At 33.6% G+C, this 16231-nt stretch carries 15 protein-coding genes; 9 read left to right on the forward strand and 6 right to left on the reverse strand.

Annotated elements, in window-relative coordinates; translation table 11 throughout:
- Positions 1-40: 40 nt before the first annotated feature.
- The gene (locus SCB73_RS11545) at positions 41-907 is read right to left on the reverse strand and encodes an IS3 family transposase (protein ID WP_204251648.1); all 867 of its coding nucleotides are present in this window, start codon (positions 905-907) and stop codon (positions 41-43) included.
- Complete coding sequence (locus SCB73_RS11550) at positions 907-1341, reverse strand: hypothetical protein (RefSeq protein WP_204251647.1); 435 nt, start codon at positions 1339-1341, stop codon at positions 907-909. Before SCB73_RS11550 ends, SCB73_RS11545 begins: the two co-directional genes overlap by 1 nt.
- 201 nt (positions 1342-1542) lie before the next feature.
- Here SCB73_RS11550 and SCB73_RS11555 point away from each other — a divergent pair, with 201 nt between their 5' ends.
- Positions 1543-4014 (forward strand): zinc-dependent metalloprotease, encoded by a 2472-nt coding sequence (locus SCB73_RS11555; protein ID WP_320566400.1) that lies wholly within the window; start codon positions 1543-1545, stop codon positions 4012-4014.
- Positions 4015-4070: 56 nt separating this feature from the next.
- On the opposite strand, the gene SCB73_RS11560 is transcribed toward SCB73_RS11555, so the two are convergent.
- Entirely contained in the window at positions 4071-4511 is a 441-nt protein-coding gene (locus SCB73_RS11560) for a hypothetical protein (protein ID WP_320566401.1), read from the reverse strand.
- A 183-nt stretch (positions 4512-4694) separates the two neighbouring features.
- On the opposite strand from SCB73_RS11560, the gene SCB73_RS11565 reads away from it, so the two are divergent.
- Together SCB73_RS11565 and SCB73_RS11570 are read left to right on the forward strand one after the other, a co-directional pair.
- Positions 4695-5714: a 2-hydroxyacid dehydrogenase gene (locus tag SCB73_RS11565; protein WP_320566402.1), complete on the forward strand. Its 1020-nt coding sequence runs from the start codon at positions 4695-4697 to the stop codon at positions 5712-5714.
- A gap of 27 nt (positions 5715-5741) precedes the next feature.
- The gene (locus SCB73_RS11570; protein WP_320566403.1) at positions 5742-6338 is read left to right on the forward strand and encodes a hypothetical protein; all 597 of its coding nucleotides are present in this window, start codon (positions 5742-5744) and stop codon (positions 6336-6338) included.
- Positions 6339-6388: 50 nt separating this feature from the next.
- Here SCB73_RS11570 and SCB73_RS11575 read toward each other — a convergent pair whose 3' ends face one another.
- From SCB73_RS11575 to lysS, 3 genes are all read right to left on the reverse strand, one after another.
- Complete coding sequence (locus SCB73_RS11575) at positions 6389-6694, reverse strand: type II toxin-antitoxin system RelE/ParE family toxin (RefSeq protein ID WP_320566404.1); 306 nt, start codon at positions 6692-6694, stop codon at positions 6389-6391.
- Positions 6679-6912 carry a hypothetical protein gene (locus tag SCB73_RS11580; protein WP_320566405.1) on the reverse strand — a complete coding sequence of 78 codons (234 nt, stop codon included), beginning with the start codon at positions 6910-6912 and terminating at the stop codon, positions 6679-6681. Before SCB73_RS11580 ends, SCB73_RS11575 begins: the two co-directional genes overlap by 16 nt.
- Positions 6913-7012: 100 nt before the next feature.
- Positions 7013-8716, reverse strand: coding sequence for a lysine--tRNA ligase (gene lysS / locus SCB73_RS11585; protein ID WP_320566406.1), 1704 nt, complete (start codon positions 8714-8716; stop codon positions 7013-7015).
- Positions 8717-9062: 346 nt separating this feature from the next.
- On the opposite strand from lysS, the gene SCB73_RS11590 reads away from it, so the two are divergent.
- The 6 genes from SCB73_RS11590 to SCB73_RS11615 all read left to right on the forward strand — a co-directional run bounded on the left by SCB73_RS11590 (position 9063) and on the right by SCB73_RS11615 (position 16228).
- Positions 9063-9779: a hypothetical protein gene (locus SCB73_RS11590; protein ID WP_320566407.1), complete on the forward strand. Its 717-nt coding sequence runs from the start codon at positions 9063-9065 to the stop codon at positions 9777-9779.
- A 92-nt stretch (positions 9780-9871) separates the two neighbouring features.
- On the forward strand, positions 9872-10627 hold the full coding sequence (locus tag SCB73_RS11595; RefSeq protein WP_320566408.1) for a hypothetical protein: 756 nt from the start codon (positions 9872-9874) through the stop codon (positions 10625-10627).
- Positions 10628-10632: 5 nt separating this feature from the next.
- Positions 10633-11331 (forward strand): lipoyl(octanoyl) transferase LipB, encoded by a 699-nt coding sequence (gene lipB, locus SCB73_RS11600; RefSeq protein ID WP_320566409.1) that lies wholly within the window; start codon positions 10633-10635, stop codon positions 11329-11331.
- Between the two features lie 20 nt (positions 11332-11351).
- Entirely contained in the window at positions 11352-11927 is a 576-nt protein-coding gene (locus tag SCB73_RS11605) for a Crp/Fnr family transcriptional regulator (protein ID WP_320566410.1), read from the forward strand.
- 65 nt (positions 11928-11992) lie between these two features.
- A complete protein-coding gene (locus tag SCB73_RS11610) occupies positions 11993-12730 on the forward strand; it encodes an SDR family oxidoreductase (protein ID WP_320566411.1) in 738 nt (245 codons plus the stop codon).
- Positions 12731-12940: 210 nt separating this feature from the next.
- Positions 12941-16228 carry a SusC/RagA family TonB-linked outer membrane protein gene (locus tag SCB73_RS11615; protein WP_320566412.1) on the forward strand — a complete coding sequence of 1096 codons (3288 nt, stop codon included), beginning with the start codon at positions 12941-12943 and terminating at the stop codon, positions 16226-16228.
- The last annotated feature ends 3 nt before the right edge of the window (positions 16229-16231 follow it).

The raw sequence follows: 16231 nt of genomic DNA on the forward strand, positions 1-16231 counted from the left end.
CCTAAATAATCGATACAGATTATTAGACAAATATATTTAATTAAACACCTGTAAGAACTTTTTTTGCAGGTGTTTTTGTTTTATAAGTTCTCATTTCTACTATGTTTTGTTTGTGCATTTGATTGGGTGTTAGCATATAATTAGAATAATGGGGTCTTTCATTATTATAAACCTCAATTGCATCTTTTATTAAAATCTTCATCACAGCAAGTTGCTGATTAAATTTATCAATATTAAATTCTTGTTTTAAAATTCCATTTATTCTCTCCGCCACTGCATTTTCATAAGGATCAGAGTTTTGTGTCATACTGCATCTTATATTGTTTTTATATAATAGTTTTTGATATTGATCAGAACAATACTGAAGTCCTCTATCTGAATGGTGGATTAATGTTTTTCCTTTGTCTCGGCGCTGTTTTATTGCATTTTTTAAAGCTGTTAAACTGCTTTTAGTATTCATATTATCTGCCACATAAAAACCCATTATTTTTTTAGAGTAAGCATCTGTTATAAGACTTAAATAACATGGATTCTCTCTTTTTCCGACATAAGTTATGTCTGATACCCAGACTTGTTCTGGTCTGCAGATTTTTAAATCCAATATTAGATTCTCATGCTTTCTAAATCTATGATGAGAGTTTGTTGTTATATGATAAGAACGCCTAGGTGTTATTAATAAATGATTAGCTCTAAGTATATCTATAAATTTATCCCTGCCGATTTTGAGTTGATTCAATTGGATTTTTAAAAGATAATACAGTTTTTTTGCCCCTATTCGGGGCATTGTATTTCTAATTTTCAAAACCAGACTAATAACTTCTGAGGCAATAAGCTTTCTGGAACTGGTTCTTTTTATTCTTCGATAATAAACCTGTCTGTCTATCCCGAACAAAGTACAGGCAAACATTATTGTTTGTTGATGTTCTTCTTTAAAATGTTCGATTGTTCGGGTGGTGAGTTTTTTCGAATGTCAATTTGATATTCTTTTTCTGCTATATCAATCATCATATCGAAAATAATAGCTTTTTTATCGGCAACGTAAGCCTGCTGTTCTAAAAATGATTTTTGTTTTTCTAATAATTTCACTTTGGCTTCAAGTTCCATTATTTTTTGTTCAGGAGATTTTGGCATAGCAGAAGGTGTTTGATTGTCCCAATCAAAGTTACCAAATTTTCGAAGCCATTGAACGATTGTAGAACGGGACTGAATGGCATAATCTTTTTTAACCTGGGAAATTGAAATTCTTCCTTGTTCTATTTCCTGAACAATTTGAAGCTTAAAAGACATGCTGTAATCTTTTTGGGTGCGCTTTACATAGCGTAATTCTTGATCTTTTTCCATAATGATACTTTTTGTGTATCGCTATTTCAGGACAAGACATAGAAATAAATTTAAAAGTCCGCTTTTCACAAAGAGCGGATTTTTTTTGTGATTATAATCCTTATTTTGTAGTTAATAAAAAGTTAATGACTAGTTATTTTCTTGTGTTATTGTAATCAAAAATTATTTTTGTTTATCAAATAACCATAAAACCTGCAATAAATGAAGAAATTTTTGATTTTATCTGCAATAGCTACATTTACGCTATTTCCAGCAAATCAATTTGCCCAGTCAAAAAAGAAAAAGGACGAAACTCCGGCAACAGCCCCGCCAGAAAAAAAATCGGAATCTACAATTAAGGAGTACAGCAAAGTAATTACAAAAGATGCCGTTTCAGACGAAGGGCTTTTCACTGTTCATAAAGTGGATAAAAAGTATTACTTCGAAATTCCAAACAAATATTTGGATAAAGATATGTTGCTTGTGAGCAGATTAGCAAAATTGCCTTCAAATTTAGGAGGAGGTTATGTAAACGCTGGCTCTGAAACGAATGAACAATTGATTGTTTGGCAGCGTTTTCAAGATAAAATCTTAATTAAATCGAAATCATTTAATGCGGTTGCAAATGATACTTTGCCAATCAGCATATCGGTTAAATCAAATAATTACGAACCAACATTATTTGCTTTTGATATTGTAGCTTTCAGTAAAGATTCGGCGAATACAGTAATCGATGTAACCAAGTTTTACAGCACAGATGTTAAGGCAATCAGCGGAATTTCTGCTGAAATGCGTGACACTTACAAAGTAAAAGGATTGGATGATTCTAGAAGTTTCATCAATAAAATTAAAAGTTTTCCAATGAATATTGAAGTCATTCAAGATATGACTTACAATGCTTCAAAGCCATCAATGTTGGAAGATACAGAATCGATCAGCATTCAGATGAATCAATCGATGATTTTATTGCCAGAAGTTCCAATGCAACCAAGATTAGCCGATCCACGCGTGGGCTGGTTTACAGTTAGTCAATACGATTATGGAAGCAACGAATTGAAATCAGATTTAAAAACATACATCCGCCGTTGGAGATTAGAACCGAAAGATCCAGCAGCTTATGCAAGAGGAGAATTGGTGGAGCCAATAAAACCAATTGTGTATTATCTAGATCCAGCAACTCCTGAAAAACTAAAAAAATACATCAAACAAGGAATTGAAGAATGGCAAAAACCTTTTGAAACAGCTGGATTTAAAAACGCGATTATTGCGAAAGATGCGCCAACAAAAGAAGAAGACCCAGATTTCAGTCCGGAAGATATTCGTTATTCAGTAATTCGTTATGTGGCAAGCACAACAAGAAACGCAGTTGGGCCAAGCGTTTCAGACCCTAGAACGGGCGAAATTATTGAGAGTGATGTTATTTGGTATCACAATCATTTGCGTTCGTACAGAAATAGATATTTGCTTGAAACTGGAGCTGCAAATCCATCAGCGAGAACCTTGCAGACAAGCGACGAAGAAATGGGCGAAATGATGCGAATGGTAATTGCGCACGAAGTGGGTCATGCATTAGGATTTCCGCACAATATGGGCGCGAGTTCATCTTATGATTGCGAAAGTTACAGAAACGGAGCTTTCACGCAAGAAAACGGTATTTCTCCAAGTATAATGGATTATGCGCGCTATAATTATATTGCGCAACCTGGCGACCAAAATATTCGTTTTATTCGTAAAATGGGACCATATGACCATTACGCGCTGAATTGGGGATATAGAGTGATTCCGAATGCAAAATCGCCTCAGGATGAAAAAGCAACTTTAGACAAATGGATTTTGGATAAAGCAGGAAATCCAATTTATAAATTCGGAAAACAAAGCAGTACGTTTGATCCTTCTTCTCAAACAGAAGATATTGGAAATAATTCAATGAAAGCAAGCACATACGGAATGAAAAATCTGGAATATGTAGCGAATCATTTGAGCGAATGGACGAGCAAGGTTACAAACGATTATGATGATTTAAGCGAATTATATAAAGAAATGCTAGATGTTTGGGGAAGATATGTTGGTCATGTTGTAACCAATGTTGGAGGCGTTTATGAAAACACTAAAAATCCAAACCAGCCTGGAAATGTTTATGAAGTAGTTCCAAAGGCAAAACAAATTGATGCAATGAATTGGCTTCAAGCAAATGCATTTGCGTCACCAACTTGGATCGTAAACATCAATACGCTGAAAAATACGGAATATGCTGGTTACACTGAAATGTTCAGAAATATTCAGGTTAAACATTTGAACAATTTGCTGAGTTTGCCTCGCATTGGAAGATTAATGGACAACGAAATTCTAGGCGCTGATACATACAAAGCCTTGGATTTCTTTAAAGATTTGCGAAAAGGAATTTGGAAAGAAACTGCAGCAGCGTCAAATGTTACAATTTACCGCAGAAATCTGCAAAGAGCTTATATTGACAGAATGTGCAATTTAATGACCGAAGAAATGAAGCCAACAGAAAGAGGTACAACATACTATAATGTTGCGCAATCTGATCTTAGAGCTTTGGTTCGTGGTGAATTGAATGCTTTGAAAAAATCGCTTGTTGCAGCAAAAGCAGCTGGAATAAACACCGAAACAAAATACCATTATGAAGATTGCATCAAGCGAATTGATTTGATATTAAATCCGATTAAATAATTAGTTATAAAAACAAAAAAGAGGCCTTAAAAAGCCTCTTTTTTTATGAAAACAAATTAGTTGCTGTCATTTCTGTATTCTCTCATTTTTTCTCTCGCTTTGTCTTTGTTTTCTTCTTGAATTTTTTTCCATTTGGTGTATTGGTCAGCATTCAAGATTGATTTCATTTTAGCATCGTTAGCGTCTCTTTCAGCGATCATGTCTTTTTTGAAAGCTTCTCTTTCAGCAGCAGTTGGTTTAGTTCCGCTATCTTTGCTTGCTTGACGCGCTTCTCTCATTTTTTCTGCTTTCGCGCTTCGGTCAGCCAAAAGCTGTTTTACTTGCGCTTGCTGATTGGCATCCAAGGTCAATTCAGAAGTTAGTTTTTGCAACTGTTTTTCATTACGCTGCTCAGGCGTCATTCTTTCTTTTTGGTCGCGAGCTGGTTTTTGAGCCATGTCTTGTGCAAAAGATGCTACTCCAACAAATAACATAGCGACGATAAATAGTTTTTTCATGATTAAGTTTTTTTAATTGTTATACCGATTAGACTTTTTGAAATTAATTAGGTTTAATTTCTGTAAAAGAATTATGTTTTATTTAACAAATTGATTCGTAATGTATTAAAACGTTTCTTATAAGAGTAATAGTATAGAAATAATTGCGTATTTTTAATGAACCAACGTTTAGAACAAATTTTTATGAGCACAATTACCACATCAAATAAAATCGCTTTTTTTTCAACACAGCCATACGACAAAACTTTCTTCAATAAATACAACGCTGATTTTGGCTTTCAATTGGATTTTTTTGAAACACAACTTAATCCGCAGACGGTTGTACTGATTGAAGAATGCGAAATTGTTTGTGTATTTGTAAATGACATTGTGAATGAAGCGGTGATTAAACAATTGGCTGATAAAAAAGTAAAAATAATCGCTTTACGTTGCGCCGGATTTAACAATGTCGATTTAGAAGCTGCTAAAAAATACAACTTAAAAGTTTGCCGAGTTCCTGCTTATTCTCCTCAGGCGGTGGCTGAGCACGCTATGGCAATGATTTTGACTTTAAACCGAAAAACACATAAAGCGTACAACAGAGTTCGCGAACAGAACTTTTCGTTAAACGGATTATTAGGTTTTGATTTATTCGGAAAAACAATCGGAATTATTGGGACAGGAAACATCGGAAAAGCATTTTCAAAAATAGCATTAGGTTTTGGCTGTAAAGTGCTGGCTTATGATATTGTTGAAAATGACGAAATGAAAAAAGAAGGCGTTTCTTTTGTGAGTCTGGAGGAGATTTTCAAATCAAGTGATATTATTTCACTGCATTGTCCGTTAAATGATCAAACAAAGCATGTTATTAATTCGACTTCCATTTCTTTTATGAAAGATAGCGTTATGATTATCAATACCAGTCGCGGTGGATTGATAGAAACAGCTTCTGCAATTGAAGGTTTGAAAGACGGAAAAATTGGGTATTTAGGAATCGATGTTTATGAGCAAGAAGAAAAATTATTCTTTAGAGATCTTTCTGCAGATATCATTCAAGATGACGCCATTCAGCGTTTAATGAGTTTTCCGAATGTTTTGGTTACCGCACATCAGGCATTTTTTACCAATGAAGCTTTAACACAGATTGCATTGGTTACTTTCAATAATATAAAATCATTATTGACGCAGCATGATATTGAAAATAAAGCTGCGTTATTGGTGTAAATTATAATGAATTTAAAATATCAGAATATGAAAAATAAAATTCTAATTCTAGTAATGATTTTGGCATTCTATTCCTGTCAAAATAAAGACAATTCAAAAAATATTGTAAAAACCATTGTTCAGGATACACTTTCAAAAACGATGGGAGGAACAGCAAATTTGAGTGAAGCTCCGTCAAAAACAGATCAAGCTGTTGATATGATTCGGAAACAATTGCAACTTTTATTAAAGAATGATATTCCAGCAATGACAAAAAATGACCGATTTTTTTATTATGAAGCTTTTGATTTGAATGGCGATAAAAAAAATGAATATTTTGTTGGTTTCTCTAATTCCTATTTCTGCGGAAGCGGAGGCTGTTCAGGTTATATTTTGAATAATGATGGAAGCGTAATCAATCGTTTCTCTGTAACCGATTTTCCTATTTCTGTAACAACTTCAACAACAGAAAGCTTTTATGATCTTATATTTGAAAGTGGAGGAGAATTTCATCTTGTAAAAATGAAAAACGGAAAATATCCTTCAAATCCATCTGTTCAGGAAGTTATAAAAGGAAACGCTCCAAAAGAAAGCACAAAAGTTTTGGATATTCAAACGAAGAAATTGAAGAAGTATTCGTTTTAAAAAATAAACCCGACAGTCACGAAGCTTCGTGACTGTCGGGTTTTCTATTATTACTTCTTTAGAATTTTAGAAAGGATTTTTGGATTTTGTCGATTATCCCAAAATGCTACAACAATTAATTCTTTTGGAGTTATTTTATAAAAGATATTATAATGTCCTAATGTTGAGGTTCGAATGTCTGGAAAGCTGGTTTTGACATAAATCTCAGGATTTTCAATTAAGAATTTAGTTCTTTGTGTTATCTCTAAAACTAATTTTCTTGAATACGTTTTTGATTTGTTTCTTTTGTTCCAATAATTCAGTATTTTTCTTCTTTGATTAACTGCAGTATTAGTCCAAATTATTCTGACAGCCATTCAAGATCTTCCTTATCTAAATCTTCTTGAGTAATAACTCTTCCATATTTTATGTCTTCTTCACTTTCTCTTAGCATATCCAATTCATATTGTTCAAATTGATAAACATCTGAAGGATCTGCATTTTTTAGAAGATTTCTGATTTTTTCTAATAGACTAACATCTTCAACATTTTTTAGTTTATCAAAAATTTCTAGTTTTATCTCTAAAGTGCTCATAATAATGTATTTTAATTAATCAAAGTTATGTAAATAAAACGAAAAACCCGATAAGTTATAAACCTATCGGGCTGTATTTATAATAAAATAAGACAAAAAATTATCCCACCAATTCAACAAATTTAAACTCGCCGTCAACGACAACTTTAGTTAAACCGTGTTTAGATAAGTTTTTCATAGACGCATCCCATTTTTTACCGCTTAAGTTAGCTGTAATTTTTAGTTGTGTTAGATCCATTCTATTTTCATTTTTCGTAAGCAAGTCAATGATGAATTTTTCTTCATCAGAAAGTTCAATCTGAGCTTGTTTTTTCTCAGGACGCATTTGCGGGAACAATAAAACTTCCTGAATAGAAGCATTATTCGTCAAATACATAATCAAACGATCCATTCCAATTCCCATTCCAGAAGTTGGAGGCATACCGTATTCAAGCGCTCTTAAGAAATCTTCATCGATAATTCCGTTTGCTTCATCATCACCTTTTGCTGCCAAACGCATTTGATCTTCAAAACGCTCTCTTTGGTCAATTGGGTCATTTAATTCAGAATACGCATTTGCAATTTCTTTTCCGCAAACCATTAATTCAAAACGTTCCGTCAAATCTGGATTATCGCGGTGCTCTTTACAAAGCGGCGACATTTCTTTTGGATAATCAGTAATGAAAGTTGGCTGAATATAATTTCCTTCACATTTAGCGCCGAAAATCTCATCAATCAATTTTCCTTTACCCATTGTTTCGTCAACCTCGATTCCCATTCCACGCGCTGCTTCAAATAATTCTTGCTCAGATTTTCCAGAGATATCAAAACCAGTAAAATGTTTGATAGAATCCGTCATTGTAACGCGTGCATAAGGCGCTTTGAAGTTGATTTTGTGTTCGCCAAAAGTAACTTCGCTTGTGCCATTTACTGCAATTGCACAATGTTCCAATAAACCTTCAGCAAATTCCATCATCCAGTTGTAGTCTTTGTAGGCTACATATATTTCCATTGCAGTAAATTCAGGATTATGTGTTCTGTCCATACCTTCATTACGGAAGTTTCTAGAGAACTCATAAACACCTTCAAATCCACCAACAATTAATCTTTTTAAGTATAACTCATTGGCAATACGCATGTAAAGCGGAATATCAAGTGAGTTATGGTGCGTAATAAATGGTCTTGCTGAAGCCCCACCAGGAATTGATTGTAAAACTGGAGTATCTACTTCAAGATATCCTGCATTGTTAAAATACTCTCTCATTGCAGTGAACAATTTAGTTCTCTTAAGGAAAGTTTCTTTAACCTGAGGATTTACAGTTAAATCTACATAACGCATTCTATAACGTAACTCTGCATCGTTGAAAGCATCGTGCACATTTCCTTCTTCATCCACTTTTGGCAATGGAAGCGGTCGTAACGTTTTACTTAAGAAAGTGAATCCAGAAACACGAATACATTTTGCACCAACTTGCGTAGTGAATAATTCACCTTCGATACCAATAAAATCACCTAAATCGGTTAATTTTTTGAATACTTGGTTGTACAAAGTTTTATCATCGCCTTCACATAATACATCACGATTCACGTACAATTGAATACGTCCTTCGCTATCTTGCAACTCAGCAAAACAAGCCTTACCCTGATCACGAACACTCATCAAACGTCCTGCAACGATAACCTTCTTGCCCTCTTCAAACGATTCCTTTATCTGCTTCGAATTGTGATTTACAGGAAAAAGATTAGCTGGGTAAGGATTGATTCCTAAGTTGCGTAAGTTCTGAAGTTTTTCTCTTCTAATGATTTCTTGTTCTGATAATGCCATTTTGTGCTCTGTTTTTTAAGTGTGCAAAGATAGTTTTTAAGTCGCAAAGTTGCAAAGTCATAAAGTCTAAAGTTTTAGAAAAGAGTAATGTTTTTTATTAGAAGCAGAAAAAACAGTTTTTTATTGGCTCTTGTCCCGCTATTCGCTTGTATCTTTTCCTTCCGCCACGGCGGAAGAAAAAGGATACCGCTTCTATCGGGGCTAGATGAGAAATTTTTGTTTTCAAAAGATGTTTTAGTTGGAATGTTCATTCTTAATGCAATTACAAACAAAAAATCTGTAAGAAATAAACTAAAAGAAAACTTAGTATCTTAGCCACTTAGTATCTTAGAATCTTTATAAAAAAATGAAATACCTATCAGCCTTTTTAATCTTAATTTCTTTTGCAAGTTGTCAAATTACTGAAACAATCAATCTCAATTCAGACGGAAGCGGCACTATTGAATATTATAATCTTCGCGATGAAAACAGCTTCGCACAGTTAGGAAGGCAAGATCTTAGATACGAAAAATTTAGGGATACAATTTTTACTTTTCAAGATTATATTACCAAGTATCAAGAGATTTTTGTAAGGTTCAATAAAGAAGATCAAGCTTTGTTTACAGAACATGCAAATGTAAAAATGCATATCAAAACCGATCCTGTTCAAATGGAAAATTTTAATCGAGTAACGCTCGATTTTAAAAAAATAGACGCAATACCGGATATTTATGAAAGCCTTGGATTGGCCAATTCGTTGAAAGAAAATTATCCAATAAATAGAAAAAGTTACCGAATAAAATTCGCTTTTGATGGTGCAGTTTTTAAAAGAGTTTTTACTATAACCAATCCTAAAGAATTTGAGAAAGACAAAAAAGAATGGGAAGACAGGGAAAAAATATATTCGAAGTATAAAATGGTTCAATCTTACACGTTGAAATATTCTTTTCCGAAAAAAATAAAATCGGTTTCAAATGAAAAAGCGATTATCAGTTCAGATAAAAAATCCTTGACCTTAGAAGTCCAGCTCTTAGATTGCTTAAAAAATCCAGAAGTGACAAATTTGGAAGTTGTTTTGGAATAACGAAGTTTTGATGTATTTAATAAACTTAGTAACTTAAAATCTGAGAACCTTAGTAGCTTAAAAAGTTCGTATCTTTGATAAAAAATTAGATTATGATAAAATTATATAAACTGTTAAGTTTTTCTTTTCTATTAGTAGCATTGACAAGTTGCACTTTCACAGAAAATATTACAATCAATGATAACGGAACTGGAAAATTTTCTGTAGATATGGACGGATCCTCTTTAATGCAAATGGCAGGTGACCAACTTGGAAGCCAAATGGGAGCAGATAATAAAAAAGATGTTGATACAACTTTTACTTTCAAACAATTGCTTGCTGAGAAAAAAGACAGTATCGCAAAATTATCTCCAGAAACACAAAAAGAGCTTAAAAAACTGGAAAACTTCGTCGTTACAACAAAAATGAGTGCTGAGAAAAAACAGTTTTTAATGACTCTGGCAACTGATTTTAAAAGTGTAAACGAACTTCAGGATATTTTGCAAACTGCCAGTACACTTCAGAAGTTAGAAGGAGGTGCAAATGCAAATCCTCTTGGCAGCGGTTTTGGAAACAATAACAGTAAGTTGAACTATACTTATGACGGAAAGAAATTTACCAGAAAAGCTATCGTCGATCAGCAAAAACTAGCAGAAAAACTAAATGATACTGCTGCTGATATGTCAAAAATGATTTTTGCATCGTCAAATTATATTGTGAAATACAATTTCCCGAAAAAAATCAAAAAAGTTTCAAATCCGAACGCTTTATTTAGCGACGACAGAAAATCAATTACAATTCAATACTCTTTCACGGATTATATGGAGAATCCGGACAAACTAAACTTTGATGTTGAGTTTGAAAAATAATTAAAATGAATAAAAAAATTCAACTTCAGGATCTAGGAAACAGAGATTATAAATCGACTTGGGAATACCAGGAAGAACTTTTTAAAGAAATAGTCGATTTAAAAATCAAAAACAGAAGAGAAGAACTAGACTTGCCAACTCCAAATTATTTATTATTTGTTGAGCATCCGCATGTTTACACTTTAGGAAAAAGCGGTGATTTGGAAAACTTATTGCTAAACGAAAAACAGCTCGAAGCCAAAGGGGCGACTTTTTATAAAATCAATCGTGGAGGAGATATTACCTATCATGGTCCGGGACAAATAGTAGGTTATCCAATTTTGGATTTAGAAAACTTTTTTACCGATATTCATAAATACCTTCGTTTGCTGGAAGAGTCCATTATTCTAACATTAGCAGAATACCGTTTAGAATCGGGTAGAAGCGAGGGAGAAACAGGCGTTTGGGTTGGCGTTGGAACTCCGTTTGCACGCAAAATTTGCGCAATGGGCGTTCGTGCTTCACGCTGGGTCACCATGCACGGATTTGCTTTAAATGTAAATGTCGATTTAGGCTATTTTGATAATATAATTCCGTGCGGCATTCGCGGAAAAGGCGTTACTTCTTTAAACGTTGAACTTGGCGTAGAAAAAGTAGATGAGAAAGAAGTAAAAGCTAAAATCATTAAACATTTGACGGCTTTATTTGAAGCTGAATTTGTTTAAAATTTAAAGCAATTCAAGGTATGGAAAATGAAGATAAAAAATCATTTTTAAAGCTTTTAGGGCTTCCAGAAAAGGAATTGCAAGAATTATTGAATATTACACAGCAGGTCAAAATAATCAAAACAAACTATTTTGTTCGTGAAGGACAAGTGCCTCGCAAGATGGCTTTTGTTGTAAAAGGTTTGTTTCGATATGTTTACACTCATGAAAACGGAAACGAATTCACCAAAAATATTATAGCCGAAGGGAATTTTATAAGTTCTTATTCGGCTATGATTTATAATACCCCTTCGTATTTTTCGATAGAAGCTTTGGAAGATTCCGAAATTTTGGAAATCGATTATTCAAGCTGGATCGAAATAAAAGAGAAAAATCCTTTTTGGAATGTATTTCTTGTTCAAATTCTTGAAAAAGCATTTTACATCAAAGAAAAAAGAGAAAGAGAATTACTCCTTTTAGATGCTGAAAAGCGATATGGAATTTTTAATGCCGAATTTCCTGACATCGAGAATCGTGTTTCGCAACAAATTATAGCTTCTTATTTAGGCATTCAGCCAGAATCTTTGAGCCGACTCAAAAGAAAAAACAAGACTTAACATAGGTCAATGCAATCCTAAAACTCCAGAATTATTTTTGATTCCTAATTTTAAAAAGAGAAATTATGGAAATCATAAATAGTACTATTGTTGTTACTGGAGGAAGTTCTGGCTTAGGGTTTGAAATGTGTCGTCAGCTTATTGCAAAAGGGAATAAAGTAATTGCTTGTTCAAGTACTTTGGAAAAACTTGAATGTGCGCAAAAGCAATTACCACATTTAATTATCTACAAATGCAATATTGCGAATGAGTTTGAATGTGAAGATTTTACAGAATGGTTGCGAACCAACCACTCTGATGTAAACGTACTGATCAACAATGCCGCAATTGTAAACAAGTCCAATTTTATAGAAGATCATCTTTCGTTAGAAAAAATGAATAATGAATTTTCAGTCAATTTATTTGCGCCTATCCGTTTGATAAAATTGTTGTATCCGCTTTTGATTCAGAATCAAAATTCTAAAATTGTCAATATCACAACTGGATTGGTATATGTTCCAAGAGCCGTTTATCCTTTTTATAATGCAAGCAAATCGGGATTGCATTCTTTTACCCAGGTTCTAAGAGAACAATTAAAAGAAGAGCAGATTAAAGTTATTGAAGTGTTGTTCCCAGTAGTTGATACGCCTTGGCATAAAGGCAATCCACCAAAAATTGCCATAAAGCCTGAAAAGGCAGTTTCAGAAATGTTAGAAAGGATCTCTCATAATGAACTTGAAATCAGAATCGCAAAAGTAAGACTGCTTTACTGGCTTTTCAGAATGGCGCCTCGTTTTGCTTTCAAAAAAATAAATGGTTTTTAATAAATAAAAGACAATAGGCTTTTATAGGAAATGCGATTTAGTTATTGGATTAACCATAGATAGATCATATTGGTAATGTATTTTATGTAGTATTTTATTTGTTTAAATTAATTAAAAAGAAAGAAAAAGATTAAAAAATTAACTTTTTATAATTGCTTTTGTAAGAAAATAATTTAATTTTTGTCAAATTATTAACTAATTTAAACAAAAATGAAATTACAATTTAAGTATGTTTTAGCATTATTTATGATGCTAATGTTACAGCTTTCTTTCTCACAAGAGAGGGCGGTTTCTGGAAAGATATCTGATGAAATTGGATTGCCTCTTCCTGGTGTTAGTGTTCTTGTGAAGGGCACAAAAAAAGGAACTCAGAGTGATATTGATGGGAACTATTCTATCAAAGCATCGTCAACAGAGGTCATTATTTTTAGCTATGTGGGAATGAAACCTCAAGAAATTATGGCTTCATCTACAATAGTAAATGTTAAAATGACTAGCGTTTCTAATGAGCTAGAGGGAGTTGTGGTGACAGCATTAGGAATTAAGAGAGAAAAAAAATCATTAGGATATGCATCTCAAGAAATAAAAGGAGCCGATATAAATTCTGGCGTTGCAAGCGGGAATTTTTTAAATGAAATTTCAGGAAAAGCGGCTGGTGTATATGTTAGAAAAAACACCAATTTTGGAGGTTCTACAAATGTAATTTCACGAGGAGTTAAAAACTTGACAGGCGATAATCAGATGCTTATTGTAATTGACGGGATGCCTATTAATAACAGTAATATAAATTCGAATGCAGCAAAGCAAACCGAAGGCGTTAGAAATACTTATGACTACGGTAATGCTGGAATGGATATTAATCCAGATGATATTGAGTCGTTAAACATTTTGAAAGGAGCTGCTGCAGCCGCTTTGTACGGCTGGCAGGCAGGTAATGGTGTCATCATGATAACCACAAAAAAAGGGAAGGCCAAAAAAGGAATTGGAATTACCGTTTCGAGTGAAGTGACAGTAGGATCGATTGATAAAACGACCTTTCCAGTATATCAAAACAAATATGGTCAAGGATATGGGCCAACCTATGATAAAAATGGCGTTCCAAAAGGTATTCCAGTTGGACCAACGGGAGCCTTTTTTACAATAGATAAAAATGGAAATTATGTTGCAACTACAGTTGATGATGCTTCATACGGTGTGGCTTTTGATCCAAATTTGCTAGTATATCAATGGAATGCTTTTACTCCATATTCTTCAAATTATGGAAAAAAAACGCCATGGGTAGCTGCAGAAAACGGTCCGATTACTTTTTTCCAAAAATCTCAAATTCTTAATAATTCGATTTCATTTGAAGATGGCAACGAAAAAACTAATGTGGTTATTAACTACAATAATTACAAAGAAAATGGCATACTCCCTAATAGTGAATTGAAGAAGAATAATCTAAGTTTTAAAGGGAATCATAAATTTACTGATAAATTATCAGCTAGCGTGTTTGCTAATTATATGGCACAATCTACAGTTGGAAGAAATTCAACAGGATATAGCGGTGATAATGTGGCAAGCAGTTTTAGACAATGGTGGCCAGTAAACGTAGATTTAAAAGAACTGAAAGAAGTTTTTGAAAAATCTGGCGGGCAAAATGTTGCTTGGAATATGGCGGATCCAGCGAATGGAAATATTAAAACAAAGTCGGCAAATAACCCTTATTTTACACGATACAGAAACTTTCAATCAGATGAAAGAAATCGTTTTATAGGCTACATGCAGCTTGATTATAAATTGACAAATTGGCTTAATGCAACAGGAAAAGTAAGCACAGATACCTATGCTGAATTAAGAGAAGAAAGAAGAGCTGATGGAGCAAGTAGCGCCGTATTTGGAGTAAGCAGAAATTCAGTGCCTTCTGGTTATCAAAAATATACTGGAATGTTTTCGGAGCAGAATTATCAGTTGACTTTAAATTTTAATAAAAAGCTTTCAGACGATTTTTCTTTAAATGGCTTAATAGGATTTAACTCTTTAAGAACAAAGCGTAATTCTACTTTAGCATCAACAGAGGGAGGGCTCCTTATTCCTGATGTATATTCATTATCGAATTCTGTCAGTGCTGCACCGTTTCCTGTTGAAAAAGATGAAAGATCGGGCGTAAATAGTGTCTATGCATCGGCTTCTTTAGGATATAAAGACTTTTTATATGTAGAAGGAACAGTTCGTAATGATGCATTTTCAACTTTGCCAAAAAATAATAATGCTGTAAATACATTCTCTACTTCTGCAAGTTATGTGTTTACAAAACATGTAAACCAAGATTGGCTATCTTTTGGAAAACTTCGCGTTAGTTATGCTGAGAATCCGCAAGGAAATATTGATTTATATGCCCTTAGAGATGCTTATGATAAGTTTGATAATTTTGGTACAAATCCGCTTTATTCAAAACCAAGTATAGGATCTAATCCTGATTTGCGTCCTGTAAAAACTGCATCGCAAGAAGTTGGTTTGGAACTGCAGTTTTTTAACAGAAGACTTGGGCTGGATACTAGCATTTATAGAAGTTTGAGTTCAGACCAAATATTCCCTGTTGATTATTCAGCAGCGACAAGCTATTCCTCAAAGTATGTTAATGCAGGTTCGGTAGAAAATAAAGGTATAGAATTGCAGTTGAATTTGACTCCTATTCAAATGAAAGATTTTCAATGGGAAGTTTTTGTAAACTGGTCTAAAAACAAGAATACTGTAGTAGAATTGACTCCTGGAATTGAAACCTTGACATTAGGTTCTTTTCAAGGAGGAGTTAGCATAGTTGCTAAAAAAGGACAGCCGTATGGTAATATTATTGGGAAAGATTATGTGTACGCGCCTGATGGACAGAAAATTACTAATGGCGGAATTTATTTGATGACAGATTCAAGCACAGAAGTTATTGGTAATGTTACTCCAGACTGGATAGGAGGTATTCGCAACAAGATTTCTTATAAACAACTATCACTAGGGTTTCTTATTGATATGCAAAAAGGTGGAGATATTTTTTCTTTAGATCAATATTACGGACAAAACTCAGGTCTTTATGAATCTACGGCTGGATTAAATGAATTAGGATATCCTGTTAGAAATACTCTTGCTAATAATGGCGGAGTTATCCTGCCGGGTGTTAATGCTGATGGTACGCCAAACACAACAAGAACCCCAGCTCCAGAAGTTGCTGGAGGAATTTATGGATATACTAAAAATCCTCAAAAAGCTTTTATTTATGATGCCAGCTATATCAAATTAAGAGAAGCAAGCATTACTTATAACTTTCCAAATGATGTGTTGAGTAAAATGAAACTTACAGGTTTAAAGCTATCTCTGGTAGGATCAAATTTATGGATTATTCATAAAAACCTTCCTGATGCCGACCCAGAAAGTGGCCTTAGCTCTGGTAATCTATCAGCTGGTTATTCAAGCGGTTCATTGCCAACAACCAGAAATATTGGTTTTAACGTAACATTAAAATTTTAAATT

The organism is Flavobacterium sp. KACC 22761, from assembly GCF_034058155.1.
Taxonomy (GTDB): domain Bacteria; phylum Bacteroidota; class Bacteroidia; order Flavobacteriales; family Flavobacteriaceae; genus Flavobacterium.

What these genes read in the sequence shown, in the direction of transcription:
- lipB (WP_320566409.1), top strand. Translation starts at nt 10,633, where the DNA reads ATGAATAAAAAAATTCAACTTCAGGATCTAGGAAACAGAGATTATAAA.
- SCB73_RS11565 (WP_320566402.1), top strand. Translation starts at nt 4,695, where the DNA reads ATGAGCACAATTACCACATCAAATAAAATCGCTTTTTTTTCAACACAG.
- SCB73_RS11555 (WP_320566400.1), top strand. Translation starts at nt 1,543, where the DNA reads ATGAAGAAATTTTTGATTTTATCTGCAATAGCTACATTTACGCTATTT.
- SCB73_RS11550 (WP_204251647.1), bottom strand. Translation starts at nt 1,341, where the DNA reads ATGGAAAAAGATCAAGAATTACGCTATGTAAAGCGCACCCAAAAAGAT.
- SCB73_RS11610 (WP_320566411.1), top strand. Translation starts at nt 11,993, where the DNA reads ATGGAAATCATAAATAGTACTATTGTTGTTACTGGAGGAAGTTCTGGC.
- SCB73_RS11560 (WP_320566401.1), bottom strand. Translation starts at nt 4,511, where the DNA reads ATGAAAAAACTATTTATCGTCGCTATGTTATTTGTTGGAGTAGCATCT.
- SCB73_RS11590 (WP_320566407.1), top strand. Translation starts at nt 9,063, where the DNA reads ATGAAATACCTATCAGCCTTTTTAATCTTAATTTCTTTTGCAAGTTGT.
- SCB73_RS11575 (WP_320566404.1), bottom strand. Translation starts at nt 6,694, where the DNA reads ATGGCTGTCAGAATAATTTGGACTAATACTGCAGTTAATCAAAGAAGA.
- SCB73_RS11605 (WP_320566410.1), top strand. Translation starts at nt 11,352, where the DNA reads ATGGAAAATGAAGATAAAAAATCATTTTTAAAGCTTTTAGGGCTTCCA.
- SCB73_RS11580 (WP_320566405.1), bottom strand. Translation starts at nt 6,912, where the DNA reads ATGAGCACTTTAGAGATAAAACTAGAAATTTTTGATAAACTAAAAAAT.
- SCB73_RS11545 (WP_204251648.1), bottom strand. Translation starts at nt 907, where the DNA reads ATGTTTGCCTGTACTTTGTTCGGGATAGACAGACAGGTTTATTATCGA.
- SCB73_RS11595 (WP_320566408.1), top strand. Translation starts at nt 9,872, where the DNA reads ATGATAAAATTATATAAACTGTTAAGTTTTTCTTTTCTATTAGTAGCA.
- SCB73_RS11570 (WP_320566403.1), top strand. Translation starts at nt 5,742, where the DNA reads ATGAAAAATAAAATTCTAATTCTAGTAATGATTTTGGCATTCTATTCC.
- lysS (WP_320566406.1), bottom strand. Translation starts at nt 8,716, where the DNA reads ATGGCATTATCAGAACAAGAAATCATTAGAAGAGAAAAACTTCAGAAC.
- SCB73_RS11615 (WP_320566412.1), top strand. Translation starts at nt 12,941, where the DNA reads ATGAAATTACAATTTAAGTATGTTTTAGCATTATTTATGATGCTAATG.